Below are 16,939 nucleotides of genomic sequence, written 5' to 3'. Positions count from 1 at the left end.
CCTCGCACAGTTTCGTGGCCTGCGGCCCGGCGGGGAACTGCGCGGGAAGAGGCCACCGGCCCGCAGGCGACGTGCGACCCAGGGGCGCGGGGAACTGCGCGACCAGCCACGACGGGAGCCGCGGGCGACGAGCCGGGCCGGGGGGTCAGTCGGGGTGAGGGGGGTGGCGGTGGCGGAGGGTGTGGGTCGTCAGGCCCACGATCCCGGCCAGCACCAACCCCCCGGCCACCAACGGAATCGCCACGAACCACGGAGTGACCCACGCCCCGCCGGCATCCCCGAGATACACCCCCGAGGTCACCATCAGCACGACCCCGGCCAGCAACCGCCCCGGACGGAATTCACGACGCACGGGAGACCTCCACCTGTCCGACCCCGACCTCGACATGCAGCTCGACCGTGCCGGAGGCCTTCGTCCCGGACGGCGGTTCGAGCGTCGTACGTTGCTCGACGCCCGGCTGGACGTCGACGTCGTCGGAGGCGTCCCCGGGCAACTGGACGTCCCCGACCCCCACCTCGGCACGCAGCTCCACCGTCGCCGCCGCGGGCACGACGACCCTGGCCCGCCCGGCGCCCACCTCGACGTGCACGGCCAGCGACTTCCCGGCCCCGAGCCGCACCCGGGACAGATCGAGCGTGCCGATCCCGGACCCCAGCTCGTACGAGGGCGAGACGGCGGCGGCGCTCGCCGGTGCCCACTGCGTGCGCATCCACCGCGTACTGATGTTGCCGGGCAGCGCGGCGGACGCCGTGAGCAGCCCGGCCGTGACGACGGCGAGCACGATCGAGCCGACGCCGGTGCGCCCGCAGAAGGAGCTGACCGCGATGCCGAGCCCGAAGACCCCCAGCGCGCAGGCGAGCCCGGTCTGGAGGCTGTGCCCGAGCGACCGGTCGTCCCAGGTGACCCCGGCGCCGACGAGCCCGGCGACGAGCGCCCCCAGGAAGGTGAGCGCCCCGATCCCGCGCGGCGGGCGCGGCCCGCGCGGCTGTCCGGGTCCCACGGGCCGCCCCCGCCCGCCCGGCCAGCCCCCGGCGGGCCGGGCGGCGGCGGCCGGTGCCATGTCCGGCGGCCCCCAGAAGTATCCGGTGCCCCCGACGTGCGTACCGTCCTTGACGATCGGGTCGCGCCACCACGACGGCGCCCCGGTCACCGGCGGGGCCTGCGCCTCGGGCGGCGCGTCGGCGACGGCCTGCGCGGCGACCGGATCGGCGTCGGCGGTCGTGGTGCGCCGCTGCGACCAGTACCCGGCACCGGCCAGCAGCAGGGCGAGCACGGCGGCGAAGGACAGCGCCCCGCCGTTGTTCAGCATGGACAGGAAGACCCCGCAGCCGACCAGCGCGGTGACGATCGCGGCGAGCCCGGGCCCGTCGACCCGCCCGGTGAGCAGCTTGCGGAACTCGGTCTCGTCCTCGTCGTCGTACGCCACGAACAGCCATGCGAAGCCGTAGAAGATCAGCCCCAGGCCGCCGGTCACGGCGAGCACCGCCAGGCCGATCCGGTAGATCACCGGGTCCATGTCGCTGTGCCGGCCCAGCCCCGCGCACACCCCGCCCAGCGTCTTGTGCCGCCGGTCGCGGCGGAACCGGCGCGGCGGGGCGGGCTCCGGCTCCCCGCCGGGGGCCGTGGCGGTGGCCGCGCCGGCCGGGGCATCCTCGTGCGTCATACGTCCATGGTGGCGTCCCGGGGCCGCCGGCGGGAGCCGGGACAACCCTGGCCGGACCCTGAGATCGTCCCTGAGCCGCGGCGCGCGCCGGGCGCGAAGATCAGGGACGTGTCCGGGCCCGACCCTGATGCCGGGCACCGTCCCGGCGTGTGACGATCGGGGGCATGCCGGAAGCAGCGACCGCCTCTCTCGTGGAAGACCCGCGGCCGCCGCGCAAGCTCTACCGAAGCAGCGACGGACGCTGGCTGGGCGGAGTCGCGCGGGGCCTGGCGGGCCATCTCGGCCTGCCCGTCGTCTGGGTGCGGCTGGTCTTCGTCGGCCTGTTCATGGCCGACGGCCTGGGCGCCCTGCTGTACGCGGCGTTCTGGTTCTTCGTGCCGCTCGGCGTCGGCGGTGTCGGCACCGACCGGCCGCTGCCCTCGACGGTCCTGACCATCGAGGTCTCCGCCGACGGCCGCCGCAGGCTGGTGGCGCGGCGCCCCGACAAGGGGCAGATCGTCGCCCTCGCCCTGATGGTCGTCGTCGCGATCGCCTTCGTACAGAACGTGCGGCTGTCCGGCAACACCAAGGCGTACCTCGTCCCCGCCGTGCTGGTCGGCGCGGGCGTCGCCCTGGTGTGGCGCCAGGCGGACAACGCGCGCCGGGCCCGCTGGGCCGAGGTCGGCCGCCGCAGGCGCACCCTGAACCTGGCCCGCGCCGCCGCCGGGGTCGTCCTGGTCGGCGCGGGCGTGACCGGCATCTTCGTCACCCAGGGCGCCACCGAACACCTCGGCTCGATCCTCCAGGCGGCGCTCGCCGTGCTGGTCGGCATCGCGCTGCTCGCGGGCCCCTACCTCATCCGCATGACGCAGGACCTCTCCGAGGAACGCCTGATGCGCATCCGCGCGCAGGAGCGGGCCGAGGTCGCGGCCCACGTCCACGACTCGGTCCTGCACACCCTGACCCTGATCCAGCGCAACGCTGACAACGGCGCGGAGGTGCGCCGCCTCGCCCGCGCCCAGGAACGCGACCTGCGGGCCTGGCTCTACAAGCCGGCCGCCGCCGAGGACCCGCAGGAGCCCACGACGGTCGCCGAGGCCGTCAAGCGGGGCGCGGCGGAGGTCGAGGACAAGCACGGCGTCCCGCTGGAGGTCGTCGTCGTCGGCGACTGCCCGCTCGACGACGCCCTCACGGCACAGATGCAGGCCGCGAGGGAGGCGATGGTGAACGCCGCCAAGTACGGTGGCGAGGGCGGCGCGGTGCAGGTCTACGCGGAGATCGAGACGACGTCCGAGGGGGTCGAGGTGTTCGTGTCCGTACGCGACCGCGGACCGGGCTTCGACATGGACGCCGTGCCCGCCGACCGCATGGGCGTAAGAGAATCCATCATCGGCCGGATGGAACGCAACGGCGGCACGGCCCGTCTGCGGGCGGTGCCCGACGGCGGCACGGAGGTCGAACTGACCATGAAGAGGGCGGAGAGGACGTCATGACCGACGCAGCGGCGGAGCAGGGCCCCGGACGGCACGTGCGGGTGGTCCTGGTCGACGACCACAGGATGTTCCGTACGGGGGTCCAGGCGGAGATCGGCCGCACCGAGACGACGGGCGTCGAGGTCGTCGGCGAGGCGGCCGACGTCGACCAGGCGGTCACCGTCATCACGGCGACCCGCCCCGAGGTCGTCCTCCTCGACGTCCACCTCCCGGGCGGCGGCGGCGTCGAAGTGCTGCGCCGCAGCGCGGCGTTGATGGCCGACGCCGAGCACCCGGTGCGCTTCCTCGCGCTGTCCGTGTCGGACGCGGCGGAGGACGTCATCGGCGTGATCCGCGGCGGCGCCCGCGGCTACGTCACCAAGACCATCACCGGCACCGACCTGGTCGACTCCGTCTTCCGCGTCCAGGACGGCGACGCCGTGTTCTCCCCGCGGCTCGCGGGCTTCGTGCTCGACGCGTTCGCCTCGACGGACGCGCCGCCGGTCGACGAGGACCTGGACCGGCTCACCCAGCGCGAGCGCGAGGTGCTGCGCCTGATCGCCCGGGGCTACGCCTACAAGGAGATCGCCAAGCAGCTCTTCATCTCGGTGAAGACGGTCGAGTCGCACGTGTCGGCGGTCCTCAGGAAGCTCCAGCTGTCCAACCGGCACGAGCTGACCCGGTGGGCGACGGCGCGCCGGCTGGTCTGAGCGGCGGCCCGCACCCCGGCGTTCCACCGGTTTACGCGGCGGGCACCGCTGTGTCTTCATGGTGCCCATGATGTCCATCGACCGCCTGCTCGCGTTCGCCGCGATGTCCCTCCTCCTCATCGTCGTCCCCGGCCCGAGCGTCCTGTTCGTCGTCGGCCGGGCGCTGTCCCAGGGCCGCCGGGCGGCGCTGACCACCGTCGCCGGGAACACGGCCGGGTCGTACGTCCTCGTCGCCGCCGTCGCGCTCGGCGTCGGCGCGGTCGTGGAACGCTCGATCGCCGTGTTCACCGTCCTGAAGCTGGCGGGCGCGGCCTACCTCGTCTACCTGGGGGTGCAGGCGATCCGCCGGCGCCGGGCGCTGACGACGGTGTTCGCCGGCCCGGACGGGCGGACCGCGACGGGCTCGCGCACCTTCTGGGAGGGGTTCGCGGTCGGCGTCGCGAACCCCAAGACGATCGTCTTCTTCGCGGCGGTCCTGCCCCAGTTCGTCGACCGGGAGGCGGGCCACACCGCGCTCCAGATGCTGCTGCTCGGACTGGTGTTCAACGTCATCGCGGTGGCGTCGGACAGCATCTGGGGCCTGGCGGCGGCCACGGCCCGCGGCTGGTTCGCCCGCTCGCCGCGCCGGCTCGCCGCGGTCGGCGGCGCCGGCGGCCTCGCGATGGTCGGCCTCGGCGTCACCGTGGCGGTGACGGGCCGCAAAGACTGACGGGGCCTGATGGGGCCTGATGGGGCCTGACGGGTCCTGACGGGGACTGCCGGGGCCTGACGGGCCGTCACCGGCCGCGTTCCGCGGCCGAACGGGTTCACCCAGGGGTCGGTGCGCAACCATCCGGCGTTCACGCGCGTCTCGCAGACGACTCACATTCACGTTCACGCGTCCGTGTCGCCGTCCCGCGCCGCCCGCGCGCCCCAAGGAGGAACCGTGTCCATCCGCAGACCCGTCCTGTCGACCGCCATAGCCGCCGCGATGATCGGCTCGCTGGGCGTGCCGCTCCTCGCCGGGACCGCGTCCGCGCAGACCCGGGCCACCACCGTGCGCGAGGACTTCGACGGCGACGGCTTCCAGGACGTCGCCGTCGCCGCCCCGCAGGCCAAGATCGGCGGCCACACCTGGGCCGGGTACATCACGGTCAGCTACGGCTCGGCGCACGGCATCGACGCCGCGCGCACCAAGGTCATCAGCCAGGACACCGCGGGCGTGCCCGGCGTCTCCGGCGACGACCACAAGTTCGGGTACGCGCTGGTCTCCCGCGACCTGGACGGCGACGGCCTGACCGACCTCGCCGTGCTCTCCAGCGAGTACGACGAGACCGCCGGGGTCAACGGCGCGGTGACCGTCCTGTGGGGCCGCAAGGGCGGCATGACCGGCGCCGAGTCGGTCCGTCTCGCCGCGCCCGCCGGCACCTCGATCGGCGAGGACCTGACCGCGGGCGACTTCGACGGCGACGGCCACACCGACCTGTTCCTGAAGCACGGCGACGACTACGACTACCACGCCGTCCTCTACGGGCCCATCGGCCGCGACGGCGCCGCCGCCCGCGAGCAGCAGGTGAAGGTGTACAGCACCGACAACTTCATCAACACCACCACCGCGGGCGACTTCAACGGCGACGGCATCGAGGACCTCGCGACCTTCTACGTCTACGAGAACCACGCCGAGGGCGGCAAGCTCTGGCTAGGCACCAAGAACGGCCTGTCCAGCACCTATACGGCGCTGCCCTCCGCGGCCACCGCGGCCGTCGGCGACTTCGACAAGGACGGCTACGCCGACCTCGCCACCCGGGTCTGGCCGGGCGAGCTGACCGAGGGCACCGAGACCGACCCCGGCACCGTCAAGGTGTTCTACGGCTCGCCGACCGGCCCCAGCAGGACCCGGACGAAGACGATCACGCAGAACACGGCGGGCGTCCCCGGCGCGAGCGAGAAGGCCGACCAGTTCGGCTCGCGCCTGAGTGCCGCCGACGTGACCGGCGACGGCTACGCGGACCTGGCCGTCGGCGTCCCCGGCGAGGCCATCGGCACGAAGGCGAAGGCCGGCGCCGTGGTGCTGCTCAAGGGCGGCAGTGGCGGGCTCACCGGTACCGGCGCGCAGGCGTTCCACCAGGACACGGCGGGCGTACCGGGGGCCGCGGAGGCCGGTGACGCGTTCGGTGGCGCGGTGCGGCTGCTCGACGTGACGGGCGACGGCAGGGCGGACCTGGTCGCCGGTGCGCCCGGCGAGGACCTGGGCAGCGTCGTCAACAGCGGCGCGGTGTGGAACCTGCGCGGCGCCACCGCCGGACTGACGGCGACGAACTCGGTCGCGGTCAACCCGACGGACATCGGCGCGCCGTCCGCGAAGGCGCTGTTCGGCGAGAACCTGAGCGGCGACAACGGCCCCACCGTCCCGATCCCGTAGGGCCGCCGGCCCTTCACACCACCCGGGCCGCCCCGGCGAACGGCATCTGGTCGATCGGGGCGATGCGCACCGGCGCGCTCGGGTTCGGGGCGTGGATCATCTCGCCGTTGCCGATGTAGAGGCCGACGTGACTGATCCCGGAGTAGAAGAACACCAGGTCGCCGGGTTGCAGTGCGGAGCGGGACACGCGCCGGCCCGCGTTGATCTGCGCGTAGGTGGTGCGCGGCAGGGAGACGCCCGCCGCGCGGTAGGCGGCCTGCGTCAGCCCCGAGCAGTCGAAGGCGTCCGGGCCCGTCGCCCCCCAGACGTAGGGGCTGCCGAGGGCCCGGCGCGCGTACGCGATGGCCGCGGCGGCGCGGGGGCCGGGGGCCTCGGACGCCGGCGCGGTGCGGTCGGCCCCGGACCGGGAGGCGCGGCCCGCGTCCGGGGCGGCGGCGCGCTCGGCCGGGGTGAGCCGGCGCAGCAGGTCGCGGGCCTCGCCCAGCTTGCGCGTGACCGTCTTCTTCTGCCGGGTCAGCTCCCGCTGCCGCGACCGGAGTTCGGAGACCTGGCCGGCGGCCCGGGCGCGCAACTGCTCGACGTCGCGCAACCGGGCGCGGACGCGGCTGACGGTGGCCGCCTGCCGGGTGCCGGCCCGGTCCGCGAAGGACGCCTCGTCGAGATAGCGGTCCGGGGTGGCGGAGAGCAGGAGTTGCAGGGACGGGTCGACGCCGCCCGTGCGGTACTGGGCGGCCGCCGTCGAACCGAGGCGCTGCCGCTCGGAGTTCAGGGCGTCCTCGCGCCGGGCCGCCTCGTCCTGGAGCGCCCGCACCTTCTGGCGGGCCTCGGCCGCGTCCTCCCGCGCCCCGTTGTACCGGTCGGTGGCGACCTCCGCCTCCCGGTAGAGCCGGTCGACCTTCGCGCGGACCTGGGCGGGGCCGAGGTCCGGCTCCGCGTGCGCCGGGCCGCCGTCGAGAGCGGTGACGCCCGCCGCGGAGGCGAGGGCGAGGGTGGCCGCGGTGCGGGCCGTATGGCCGCTGAGCGAGCGCGGCCTGGGCTTGCGATGCGCTGCCGGCACGAAGCGCCACGTCCTTCCGGGTCGTACGCCCGCCTCGGCGTGTTCCCGGCGACGGCCCGCCACAGGGGGAGCGGGCCGCCGCCGGATCCTCCTCGGCGGTGGTGTCCGACTGCCGCCCCTGGTCCGGGCGGCGGTGGGGAGCCGGTCACCTGAGGAAGGACGCTAAACCTCGGCGTCACGGGTTGCTGCCGGATTGTTCGCAACTGCCCACTCATGGTCGGTGACGTCGGAGAGTGACCGTTCAGCGACCGGGAGTGCGCGCGGGGGATCGGTGGCGGGGCGTCCCGTCCGTCCCGTTAGGCTCCGGAACCATGGACGTACTCATCCATCTCTTCGTCGGCCTGCACATCATCGGCATCGCCTCGCTGCTCGGCGGCTTCCTCACGCAGATGTCGGCGATCGGCAAGGGCACCGCCCGCTTCAACAAGGCGATGCTGCACGGCGCCCTGACCATGCTGGTGACCGGTGTCGCCCTGGTCGGCCTCAACCAGGCCGACGACCACACCGTCAACAACATCAAGATCGGTGTGAAGCTCGCGATCCTGATCGTGATCCTCGGCATCGTCTACGTGAAGCGGGACGAGGAGAGGGCCGAGAAGGGGCTGTTCGCGACGGTCGGCGCGCTCACCGTCGCGAACATCTTCATCGCGGTGCTGTGGACCTGACCGCCCGGCCCTGAGCGGTGTAGGTTCCCATCACATTTGTCGGAGTGGGTGTCGCTGGGCTGCGGTTTGGGGTGCATTCTCATTGGTCTGTCCGTTTCTTCGCGGGCTGGGGTAGCGGCATCTCCTGCGCGCGGCCATGGGCTGGTCAGGAGTCGAGGAGGGCGTGGACACCCTTGGCGACGGCGATGGTCCGAGAGCTGGGTGGTGATCTGCTCGGCCAGTTCGGCCTCAGGGCCGCACTCGTGGAGCGCTGGTACGGCGGCGTAGAAAGCGGTTCGGGAGACCCCGAGCAGCTCACACGCCTGTTCGGCTTTGCGGGCGCCCTGTTTCCCCGCATCGCTGTACTGGCGCTTAGAACTCCTAACGAAATGATCTTCGAGATGGTTGGATCACTCCAGGACCGGTGATCCGGCGGCGCGGGGGAGCGCGGCCGAAGCCGTGGGAAGTCGATGACGAGTTGTGGGCGGTGATCGAGCCGCTGCTTCCTAAGGTTGAGCGTCGGCCCCGGCATCCGGGGCGCAAGCGGCATCCGGACCGGCTGGTGCTTCAGGGCATCCTGTTCGTCCTGCACACCGGGATCGCTTGGGAACACCTGCCGCAGGAACTCGGCTTCGGTTCCGGCATGACCTGCTGGCGCCGCCTGGCCGAGTGGACCGACGCCGGCGTGTGGCCCCGGCTGCATGAGGCCCTCCTGGCCAAGCTTCGCAGCGCGAACGCCCTGGACTTCTCCAGGGCGGCGGTCGACGGCTCCCACATCCGCGCGGTAAAGGGGGAGTCATGGCCGGACGAAGCCCTGTCGACCGGGGCAGGACGGGCAGCAAACACCACCTGATCACCGACGCCACCGGCATCCCGCTCGCCGCCATCCTCACCGGCGGCAACCGCAACGACGTCACCCGGCTGATCCCACTCCTGCGGGCCGTGCCGCCGGTGCGGGGCAAGCGCGGCCGGCCCCGGCGCCGCCCGGACGTGGTGCTGGGCGACCGCGGCTGCGACCACGACAAGTACCGCCGCCAGGTCTGGGACCTCGGAGTGAAGCCGCTGATCGCCCGTCGTGGCACCGAGCACGGCTCCGGGCTCGGCAGTCAACGCTTGGTCGTGGAGCGCGCGTTCGCTCATCTGCACTGGTTCCGCCGTCTGCGGATCCGTTGGGAGATCCGCGACGACATCCACGAAGCCTTCCTCACCCTCGGATGCCCGCTCATCTGCTGGCGGCGGCTGCGCTCCGTGTTGAGCGGCGCCGTGGGCTAGTCACCCGGCGTCAGTCGGTTGAGAACTTCCATCGGGGTGAAGCTCCAGCCGACGAGGCGCGGTCCGCTCCAGTTGATGCCGATCATGTATCCCTCTCGGGCGGCATCAGCCAGATCGCGATCGCGCCAGACGTTCAGGGACATGGATTCAACACGTAGCCCATGCCCCCAGATCGTCGCCGCCCTCTGGGCGCGAGCTGAGGTCGACCAGTAGGGAAGACTTCTCGTGCCGTCCGAGGAGCGGGGAGCCGGGCTTCCCTCGTCATCCCGAACAAACCAGACCACTCCGCTCTGACGGGCATCTCGGAAGAATGCTGCCGCTTGCGAACCGCTCTGACTCATGCCACGTGAGCCTAGCGTTCCCTGTCACTCATTTCGTTAGCGGTTCTTAGTCACTGGGTCTCCTTCGCGAAGCGTCTGGCCGCGCGGGCAGTCAACGCGCTGTATGAGACGCTGCGTCCGCATCAGCATGGCGCATTCGGCGTGGCCCCTTCCGAAGCTACGGGCAGGCTGGCGCAGCGTTCACCGAGGCCGGCAGTAGGCACCTCGAGCCAAGGCGAATCCGTCAAGCTCGGCCTTCTGCTCGTGGCGGCCGCCGGGGGTCACGGTTGGTTGCTGTCCCGGCGAGGGAGCTTGTCACCGATCGCGTCGACCAGAGCCTTGACTTCTTCGGGGAACTTCTGGGCCCAGGTCGTCAGAAACGCGCTCTTCACGATGTGGCCCGAGGTGAAGTCCAGGTCGCCACCGATCTGTTCCCAGATCGTGTGCCGGTCCCAGTTGGTGAGTGCGCGCTCCGTCACCACCTTCTTCACTCGTTCCTGTGCGTGCAGGCCGAGGTGGAGGGCCACCGCGAGCCGCCCCGCCTCCTCGCTGAGACAGTCCAAAACCCGCTCCAGCAAATGGGCTTCGGGATAGCCGGCTCCAGGGAGTGTGAAGATGCCCTTGTCCGGATTGGCGCGTTCGGCCTGGTCGCCGTCGAGGATGCAGATCGACGGATAGGTTGCGGTGGGGTCGACATTGTGATGGGTGTTGACCTTGATCGCAGGGTCGTGGCCACCCATCGCGTGCACCTTGACCTCGTCCAGTTCGATGCCGCCATGGCTGCGCAGGGCCGTGAGAACCATGAGCTCGGCGAAGTCGTCTTCGACGAAGATCGCGAGCTTGGCCTGGATCTGTCCGGTGATGGTCCGCAGAGCTTTGACGTCCAGCTTGCCCTGGATCACGTTGCCTTGCAGAGCCGCCCAGACGGCCTTGGAAGGCAACGGGGCGAGCGCGTCGTTGGAGTGCGTGGTGAAGATGACCTGACAGGACTTGCGATGGGCGACACCGATCAAGTATTCGACCATGCGCTGAGTGGCCACCGGGTGCAGGCCGTTCTCGATCTCTTCGATGAGGATCATCGCCCCCGGCGAGGCCGCTTCGACCTCTGCGACGATTCGGATGACGCTCGCCTCGCCGGCACCGAAGTGAAACTCGGAGTACCCGTCCCCCCGAGGAGTGAGGCCGGAGAAGAGAGACACTCTTTCCGCAGCGTCCACATAGAGCTGCTGGAACCCTTCGATTGGTTTGGCCAGGATCCTTGCCGCTTGATGCGTGACCTCGGGGGCAAGGGTCACCTCGCGGACAGCGGCGAAAGATCCACCAATGGCGGCCTTGAGCTTGGCGCGCTCCGTGGCGGGCAGGGTCCGCTCGACTCCGAACACCAGAACTTCGCGTTCAAGAGCGGTGCGGTTCCACTTCAGTTGCTTAAAGCTGGCTGTGCGCGAGACCGAGAGACGCGGTGTGTGCTCCTTGTCGATAATTTCGTACTCGATTGACCAGTTCTGCATGCTGGAGTCGTACTTGCCGCTCTTGGCGAAGAATCGTCCTGGCGAGACACTCTTGTAGGCCAGGGCCGCCGCCCCCAGAACGGTTGTCTTCCCTCCGCCGTTCGGTCCGACTAGGGCAGTGACGGGAAAGTCGAAGGTGACTTCTCGGTCCGTGAAGCCCCGGAGCTTCCGCAGAGTCAACCGCTTGAGGTACTTGCCGTAGTTCTCCTTGGCGACCTTCGTCTCCAAGTCGGTGATCACACTCGGTCGGACTTCGCTCCTGTAGTCAGTCACCACTGCCCCGTCTGCCTTTCGACTGTTGTTGGTTCATCGTCGCAGATCCGAAAACATGACTCGCCGAGTATGACGAAGGGCTCATCGTATGTGCGACGGCATGGTTTGTGGTGCTGGACTTCGTGGACGGCTGCGCGGAGCCCATCGGATGTGAGCGCGTAGTAGGTGCGTTGGCAATCGGGGCCACAGCCGACCGGGGCTCGCGCAGGCCAGGACTCTTCGGCTTCGGGTGACTGGTGAACCAGCCCTCTCGTTCCATCCTCTTGAGCCACGGATGGAGGCTGCCGTTGTCGATGCCGCGTCTCGCATGGACCTGGGCGCCGTGGAACTCTTCGTTCTGGTGGTCGATCAGGTCGCGCGGCTCTGGCCGGCCTGGCCATGCCCAGCACGCGCGTGATCTGGTCGGAGCCGAGTGCGGAGTGCATCGTCGCCTGGATCTCACCCGCGCCAAAGGAGCGCAGAAGGGCGTTGCCGTGTCTGGTCGGACGGTGCGGTTTTCCGAAGGCAGCGCGATGGAACAGCGCATGCCCGAGATCGCGTTCCAGGCGCTGGAATTGGTGGCCCCGGGCACCTCAGTGCATGCCGAGGTAGTCAGCGGCGGTTCCGACATTCGGCAGGGCCATGGCAATTTGGAAGCGGTGAAGTGAAGCCAGCCGTGCAGCATGCCTTCGACTGCCGGGCGGTTATTGCGCGGGACGCTCTAGTCGACCTTGGTGGTCATGATGGTGTGGCTGTGAACGCCCAGCGGGCGCAGGGGGATGCCGAGTTGCAGGAATCGGCGGGCGACTAGTCCATCTTCGATGGCGAGTTGGGCGGCGAGGCCGCGTGTGCACATCGAAAGCCCGGTCCCGCAGCTAGGACAGCTTCCGTGTCCAGTTGAACTGGGCCACTTCCTCCGGTAGGTCCACACGCTACGGAGCGTTCACGTCCACCACCGCGACCAGTCCGTCCACATGCGTCAGCAGCAGATCCGGCACGTGCCGACAGACGCGGACCCGTCGTCCCCGCACCCCTGGAACGGCTGAGCGGCAGTGCCGACCACACCCCTGGCGGATTCCGCCAGCAAGATCCGGCGAGCTCCGAACGACTCTCGTAGGCCAGCAGGCGATCGCCCCGTCGCCGCGTGGTACCAGCCCGAGGAGTGCCGACGCCCTTACACGAGCGAAACCCCGCCCCGCCAGCCCGGCCGCTACCTGTTCACTCATCAGCAGGTCTCACGGGTCTCCGCGACGACCCCGTCTGCCTGGCGATAGCGGACCTCTTCAGTTCTGGGCGGCGAAGACTGCCCATGTGCTGAGGCGTCCCATGTGCCCGGAGATCGCACGGATGCCGTGAGTGACCGAGGGTCACTCTAAGGAGTGACCCTCGGCGATCTGTCGCAGACGACAAGTTGGCGACAGAACGCTGAGAATCCGATAGGTCTACAGCGAATTTGCAAGCGGTCAGGCCGGGCGCACCACGCTGTGGATCGACGAGGTGCCGTCGTAGTAGATGGACTCCTCGCGCACGTACGCGCCCGGCTTCGGGGCGTGGATCATCATGCCGTCGCCGAGGTAGAGGCCGACGTGGCTGATGTCGTCGTAGAAGAACACCAGGTCGCCCGGCTGGATGGCGGAGAGCGGCACCGTCGTGCCGGTCTCCACCTGGTCCCAGGTGGTGCGGGGCAGGGAGATCCCGGCGGCCTTCCAGGCGGCCTGGGTCAGGCCCGAGCAGTCGTAGGAGCCGGGGCCGCTGGCGCCCCACACGTACGGCTTGCCCTCCTGGGCCCGGGCGAAGGCGAGGGCCCGGGCCGCCTTGGCGGCGTAGCCGGACGACGGCGCCGACGCGCCGGACCCGCCCGTCGCCGACCCGCCCGAGCCGCCCGTCCCGGAGGCGGGAGCCCCGTCGTCGGCCGCCTCCTGCGCGGCCCGCTCGCGCCGGGCCTCCTCCGCCTTCTTCTGCTTCGCGGCCAGCTCGGCGGCCTTCTCGCGGGCCGCCTCCTCCTTGGCCCGCGCGATCCGCGCGAGCCGCGCCTTCTCCTCGGCGGTCAGCTCGGAGAGCAGGCGGCGCGCGTCCGACAGCTTCGTCTGCACGTCCTCCTTGGAGCTCTGCAACTCGTCCTGCGAGCCGGAGAGCTGCCGCAGGCTCTCCTGCGCCTCGGTGCGCTTCTTCGCGGTCCTGCGCTGCTCGTCCTGGAAGTCGTCGACGGCCTTCTTCTGCTCGTCCGTCACCCGGCTGAGCAGCCGGTCCTGCGCGAAGTAGTCCTCGGGGTCGTCGGCGAGGAACATCGTCGCGGTGTCGCTCATCCCGCCCGAGCGGTACTGCTCGGCGGCGAACCGGCCCAGCTTCTGGCGGGCCTCGTTCATCTTCTCGGTGCGCCGCGCGATGTCGTCGAGGAGCCGGTCGATCTGCTGCTTCTTGCCGGCGGTCCGCTCCTTGGCCGCGTTGTACTTCTGCGTGGCGACCTCGGCCTGGCGGTAGAGGCTGTCGACTTTCTGCTGGACCTCCTCCAGGCTCGGCCGGTCCGGCTGCGCGGGCACGGCCTGCGCCGTCTGCGAGAGCAGGGCGACCGAGGTGAGCGCGGCGGTCGTGATGCCGATCGCCGGGGTGGTGCGAAGACCGCCGCTGAGTCGGGAGCGGTTGCGCGGCTTGCGGTGCGACGCCAAGGCTGGCGACTCCTTCCGTCATCCGCCTACCGGGTTAGCTGTCGGGTTCGGGCGTACGGAAGGTTGCCCTACGGTCCGCCGCCCGGCGCTGCCGGGACATCGGGCCGATTCACCCCAAAGGTCGGTGGGTCCCCGGCTCCCTGCCTCACGGCGTGCGGAACTCGGCGGGGGCCGACCGCTCGCCGCGACGCTCGCGGACGGGGGGACGGGCGGCCCGCGCAGCACCGTAGCCAACCGGTGTCGCCGCTGTGAAGGTTGATGTGCGATATGCCCGATACATTTTCGTGACCTTGCTGCGGGTGGGGGATCGGCACGGGCCCCGGGGGGGTGATCTGCGTCATGCGGAGCCCGCCGTGCCGGGCTCCCGCGGGGCGGCGGCGGCCCGGTATCGCAAAGGCGGCGGCGGTGTGTCAGTGGGGCGGCCTAGACTCGGAGGGCGATGAGCAGCCTCTTTGACGACAGTTTCCTGGCCAGCCTCCAGAGCGGCGCGGAGCAGCCCCCGCCGCCCGAGGATCCCGCCCACGACAGCGCGCCGGAGCCGATCCCCGACGATCTGTTCGGCGGGAAGTTCGACGTGCCCCCGGCCAGGGACGCGTACTACCGGGACGGCGCCCCGCGCCCGGCGGTCGATCCGGAATCCCTCCTGGAGGGGTTGAACGAGCACCAGAGGGCCGCCGTGGTGCACGGCGGCTCACCCCTGCTCATCGTCGCGGGCGCCGGCTCCGGCAAGACCCGCGTGCTGACGCACCGCATCGCGTACCTGCTGGCGGAGCGCGGCGCCCACCCGGGCCAGATCCTCGCGATCACCTTCACGAACAAGGCCGCGGGCGAGATGAAGGAGCGCGTCGAGGCCCTGGTCGGCCCGCGGGCGCACGCGATGTGGGTGTCGACCTTCCACAGCGCGTGCGTGCGCATCCTGCGCCGGGAGAGCAAGAAGCTGGGCTTCACGTCCTCCTTCTCGATCTACGACGCGGCCGACAGCAAGCGCCTCATGGCCCTGGTCTGCCGCGACCTGGACCTGGACCCGAAGAAGTTCCCGCCGAAGTCCTTCAGCGCCAAGATCAGCAACCTGAAGAACGAGCTGATCGACGAGGAGGACTTCGCCGGCCAGGCCGCCGACGGCTTCGAGAAGACCCTCGCCCAGGCCTACGTGATGTACCAGTCCCGCCTCCGCGAGGCGAACGCGCTGGACTTCGACGACCTGATCATGACGACGGTGAACCTGCTGCGCGCGTTCCCCGACGTCGCGGAGCACTACCGCCGCCGCTTCCGGCACGTCATGGTCGACGAGTACCAGGACACGAACCACGCGCAGTACGCGCTGGTCAAGGAGCTGGTGGGCCCGGCGGACGGCGAGGGAGCGGACCCGGCCGAGCTGTGCGTCGTCGGTGACGCCGACCAGTCGATCTACGCCTTCCGCGGCGCCACGATCCGGAACATCCTCGACTTCGAGGAGGACTATCCGAACGCGACGACGATCATGCTGGAGCAGAACTACCGCTCCACGCAGACGATCCTCTCGGCGGCCAACGCGGTGATCGAGCGCAACGAGTCGCGCCGCCCCAAGAACCTGTGGACGAACGCGGGAGCGGGCGCCCAGATCACCGGATACGTCGCGGACACCGAGCACGACGAGGCCCAGTTCATCGCCGACGAGATCGACCGCCTCACGGACGCGGGCGACGCGCAGGCCGGTGACGTCGCCGTCTTCTACCGGACGAACGCGCAGTCCCGTGTCTTCGAAGAGGTCTTCATCCGCGTCGGCCTGCCGTACAAGGTCGTCGGCGGCGTCCGCTTCTACGAGCGCAAGGAGGTCAGGGACATCCTTGCCTACCTGCGGGTCCTCTCGAACCCGGAGGACTCCGTCCCGCTCCGCCGGATCCTGAACGTGCCGAAGCGCGGCATCGGCGACCGCGCCGAGGCGATGATCGACGCCCTGTCGCTGCGCGAGAAGATCAGCTTCGCGCAGGCGCTGCGCCGCGTCGACGAGGCGTACGGCATGGCGGCCCGCTCCACGAACGCGGTGAAGCGGTTCAACACGCTCATGGAGGACCTGCGCACGATCGTCGAGTCCGGCGCGGGCCCGGCGACGGTCCTGGAAGCGGTCCTGGAGCGCACCGGCTACCTCGCGGAGCTCCAGGCCTCCACCGACCCGCAGGACGAGACCCGCATCGAGAACCTTCAGGAACTCGCCGCCGTGGCACTGGAGTTCGAGCAGGAGTCGGCCGCCGCCACGGACGCGCAGCCGGACGGCGCGCAGGAGGACGGCGCGCAGGGCGGTGGCGCGCAGGGCGGTGGCGCCGAGGCGGACGGCGCGGATGCCCCGGTCTCCGGCGGGACGCTCTCCGACTTCCTGGAGCGGGTCGCGCTCGTGGCCGACTCGGACCAGATCCCCGACGAGGACGAGGACGGCAGCGGCGTCATCACCCTGATGACCCTGCACACCGCCAAGGGCCTGGAGTTCCCGGTGGTCTTCCTGACCGGCCTGGAGGACGGCGTCTTCCCGCACATGCGCTCCCTCGGCCAGGCCAAGGAGCTGGAGGAGGAGCGCCGGCTCGCCTATGTCGGCATCACCCGCGCGCGGGAGCGGCTGTACCTGACCCGGTCCACCATGCGCAGCGCCTGGGGCCAGCCCTCGTACAATCCGCCGTCCCGGTTCCTGGAGGAGATCCCGGCCGCGCACCTGGACTGGAAGCGCACCGGCCCCTCCACCCCGGCGGCCTCGACGAAGAGCATCGGAGGCGGTATCGCGGCCTCGCTGTCCTCGTCGCGCTCCCGCTCGTCGACCCCGGCGTTCGCCACGCGCCGCGCGAGCGAGAAGCCGGTGGTGTCCCTGACGGTCGGCGACCGCGTCACGCACGACCAGTTCGGTCTCGGCACGGTGGTCGGGGTGACCGGCTCGGGGTCGAACGCGGAGGCGACGATCGACTTCGGGGACCCGAAGCCGAAGCGGCTGCTGCTGCGGTACGCGCCGGTGGAGAAGCTGTAGCCGGG

The 16,939-nt window shown here is 70.9% G+C and carries 15 protein-coding genes and 1 riboswitch; of the genes, 9 read left to right on the top strand and 6 right to left on the bottom strand.

The window, feature by feature from the left end:
• Window positions 1–341 precede the first annotated feature (341 nt).
• The gene (locus ACIP5K_RS02850; protein WP_401404281.1) at window positions 342–1,664 is read right to left on the bottom strand and encodes a PspC domain-containing protein; all 1,323 of its coding nucleotides are present in this window, start codon (window positions 1,662–1,664) and stop codon (window positions 342–344) included.
• Between the two features lie 164 nt (window positions 1,665–1,828).
• Between ACIP5K_RS02850 and ACIP5K_RS02845 the strand changes: the two genes are divergently transcribed.
• The 4 genes from ACIP5K_RS02845 (at window position 1,829) to ACIP5K_RS02830 (ending at window position 6,226) form a co-directional block, all read left to right on the top strand.
• Window positions 1,829–3,136: a PspC domain-containing protein gene (locus ACIP5K_RS02845; protein WP_401404279.1), complete on the top strand. Its 1,308-nt coding sequence runs from the start codon at window positions 1,829–1,831 to the stop codon at window positions 3,134–3,136.
• A complete protein-coding gene (locus tag ACIP5K_RS02840; RefSeq protein ID WP_401404277.1) occupies window positions 3,133–3,825 on the top strand; it encodes a LuxR C-terminal-related transcriptional regulator in 693 nt (230 codons plus the stop codon). Before ACIP5K_RS02845 ends, ACIP5K_RS02840 begins: the two co-directional genes overlap by 4 nt.
• A 67-nt stretch (window positions 3,826–3,892) precedes the next feature.
• Window positions 3,893–4,534, top strand: a complete 642-nt coding sequence (locus tag ACIP5K_RS02835) for a LysE family translocator (RefSeq protein ID WP_401404276.1) — start codon at window positions 3,893–3,895, stop codon at window positions 4,532–4,534.
• 216 nt (window positions 4,535–4,750) lie between these two features.
• A complete protein-coding gene (locus tag ACIP5K_RS02830) occupies window positions 4,751–6,226 on the top strand; it encodes an FG-GAP-like repeat-containing protein (protein ID WP_401404274.1) in 1,476 nt (491 codons plus the stop codon).
• Window positions 6,227–6,239: 13 nt separating this feature from the next.
• Here the strand turns inward: ACIP5K_RS02830 and ACIP5K_RS02825 are convergent, their stop codons facing one another.
• Complete coding sequence (locus ACIP5K_RS02825) at window positions 6,240–7,283, bottom strand: NlpC/P60 family protein (protein WP_401404272.1); 1,044 nt, start codon at window positions 7,281–7,283, stop codon at window positions 6,240–6,242.
• 311 nt (window positions 7,284–7,594) lie between these two features.
• Here ACIP5K_RS02825 and ACIP5K_RS02820 point away from each other — a divergent pair, with 311 nt between their 5' ends.
• From ACIP5K_RS02820 to ACIP5K_RS02810, 3 genes are all read left to right on the top strand, one after another.
• A complete protein-coding gene (locus ACIP5K_RS02820; RefSeq protein WP_401404270.1) occupies window positions 7,595–7,948 on the top strand; it encodes a hypothetical protein in 354 nt (117 codons plus the stop codon).
• Between the two features lie 173 nt (window positions 7,949–8,121).
• Window positions 8,122–8,355, top strand: coding sequence for a hypothetical protein (locus ACIP5K_RS02815; protein WP_401404268.1), 234 nt, complete (start codon window positions 8,122–8,124; stop codon window positions 8,353–8,355).
• Window positions 8,355–9,199, top strand: a protein-coding gene (locus ACIP5K_RS02810; protein ID WP_401405251.1) for an IS5 family transposase whose coding sequence is annotated in 2 segments (ribosomal slippage) — window positions 8,355–8,712 and window positions 8,712–9,199 — 846 coding nt in all. Because the reading frame shifts where the segments join, the coding sequence is not laid out codon by codon here. The genes ACIP5K_RS02815 and ACIP5K_RS02810 overlap by 1 nt, the downstream gene beginning before the upstream one ends.
• On the opposite strand, the gene ACIP5K_RS02805 is transcribed toward ACIP5K_RS02810, so the two are convergent.
• Both ACIP5K_RS02805 and ACIP5K_RS02800 read right to left on the bottom strand, forming a co-directional pair.
• Window positions 9,196–9,540: a DUF2750 domain-containing protein gene (locus ACIP5K_RS02805; protein ID WP_401404266.1), complete on the bottom strand. Its 345-nt coding sequence runs from the start codon at window positions 9,538–9,540 to the stop codon at window positions 9,196–9,198. The genes ACIP5K_RS02810 and ACIP5K_RS02805 overlap by 4 nt on opposite strands.
• A gap of 260 nt (window positions 9,541–9,800) precedes the next feature.
• Window positions 9,801–11,255, bottom strand: a complete 1,455-nt coding sequence (locus ACIP5K_RS02800; RefSeq protein WP_401404264.1) for an ATP-dependent nuclease — start codon at window positions 11,253–11,255, stop codon at window positions 9,801–9,803.
• 464 nt (window positions 11,256–11,719) lie between these two features.
• On the opposite strand from ACIP5K_RS02800, the gene ACIP5K_RS02795 reads away from it, so the two are divergent.
• Window positions 11,720–11,947, top strand: coding sequence for a hypothetical protein (locus tag ACIP5K_RS02795; RefSeq protein WP_401404262.1), 228 nt, complete (start codon window positions 11,720–11,722; stop codon window positions 11,945–11,947).
• A gap of 53 nt (window positions 11,948–12,000) precedes the next feature.
• Here the strand turns inward: ACIP5K_RS02795 and ACIP5K_RS02790 are convergent, their stop codons facing one another.
• Both ACIP5K_RS02790 and ACIP5K_RS02785 read right to left on the bottom strand, forming a co-directional pair.
• Window positions 12,001–12,135 (bottom strand): hypothetical protein, encoded by a 135-nt coding sequence (locus ACIP5K_RS02790; protein ID WP_401404261.1) that lies wholly within the window; start codon window positions 12,133–12,135, stop codon window positions 12,001–12,003.
• A gap of 607 nt (window positions 12,136–12,742) precedes the next feature.
• Window positions 12,743–13,945: an NlpC/P60 family protein gene (locus tag ACIP5K_RS02785; RefSeq protein ID WP_401404259.1), complete on the bottom strand. Its 1,203-nt coding sequence runs from the start codon at window positions 13,943–13,945 to the stop codon at window positions 12,743–12,745.
• 7 nt (window positions 13,946–13,952) lie between these two features.
• Window positions 13,953–14,122: riboswitch (cyclic di-AMP (ydaO/yuaA leader) on the bottom strand.
• Between the two features lie 262 nt (window positions 14,123–14,384).
• Here ACIP5K_RS02785 and ACIP5K_RS02780 point away from each other — a divergent pair.
• Window positions 14,385–16,934 (top strand): ATP-dependent DNA helicase, encoded by a 2,550-nt coding sequence (locus ACIP5K_RS02780; RefSeq protein WP_401404257.1) that lies wholly within the window; start codon window positions 14,385–14,387, stop codon window positions 16,932–16,934.
• Window positions 16,935–16,939: the final 5 nt, after the last annotated feature.

This window comes from Streptomyces sp. NPDC088785 (assembly GCF_044750685.1).
In the GTDB taxonomy this organism is placed as follows: Bacteria; Actinomycetota; Actinomycetes; order Streptomycetales; family Streptomycetaceae; genus Streptomyces.
The sequence above is the reverse complement of the archived record's forward strand: the minus strand, read 5'-3'. Positions and strand labels throughout refer to the sequence as shown.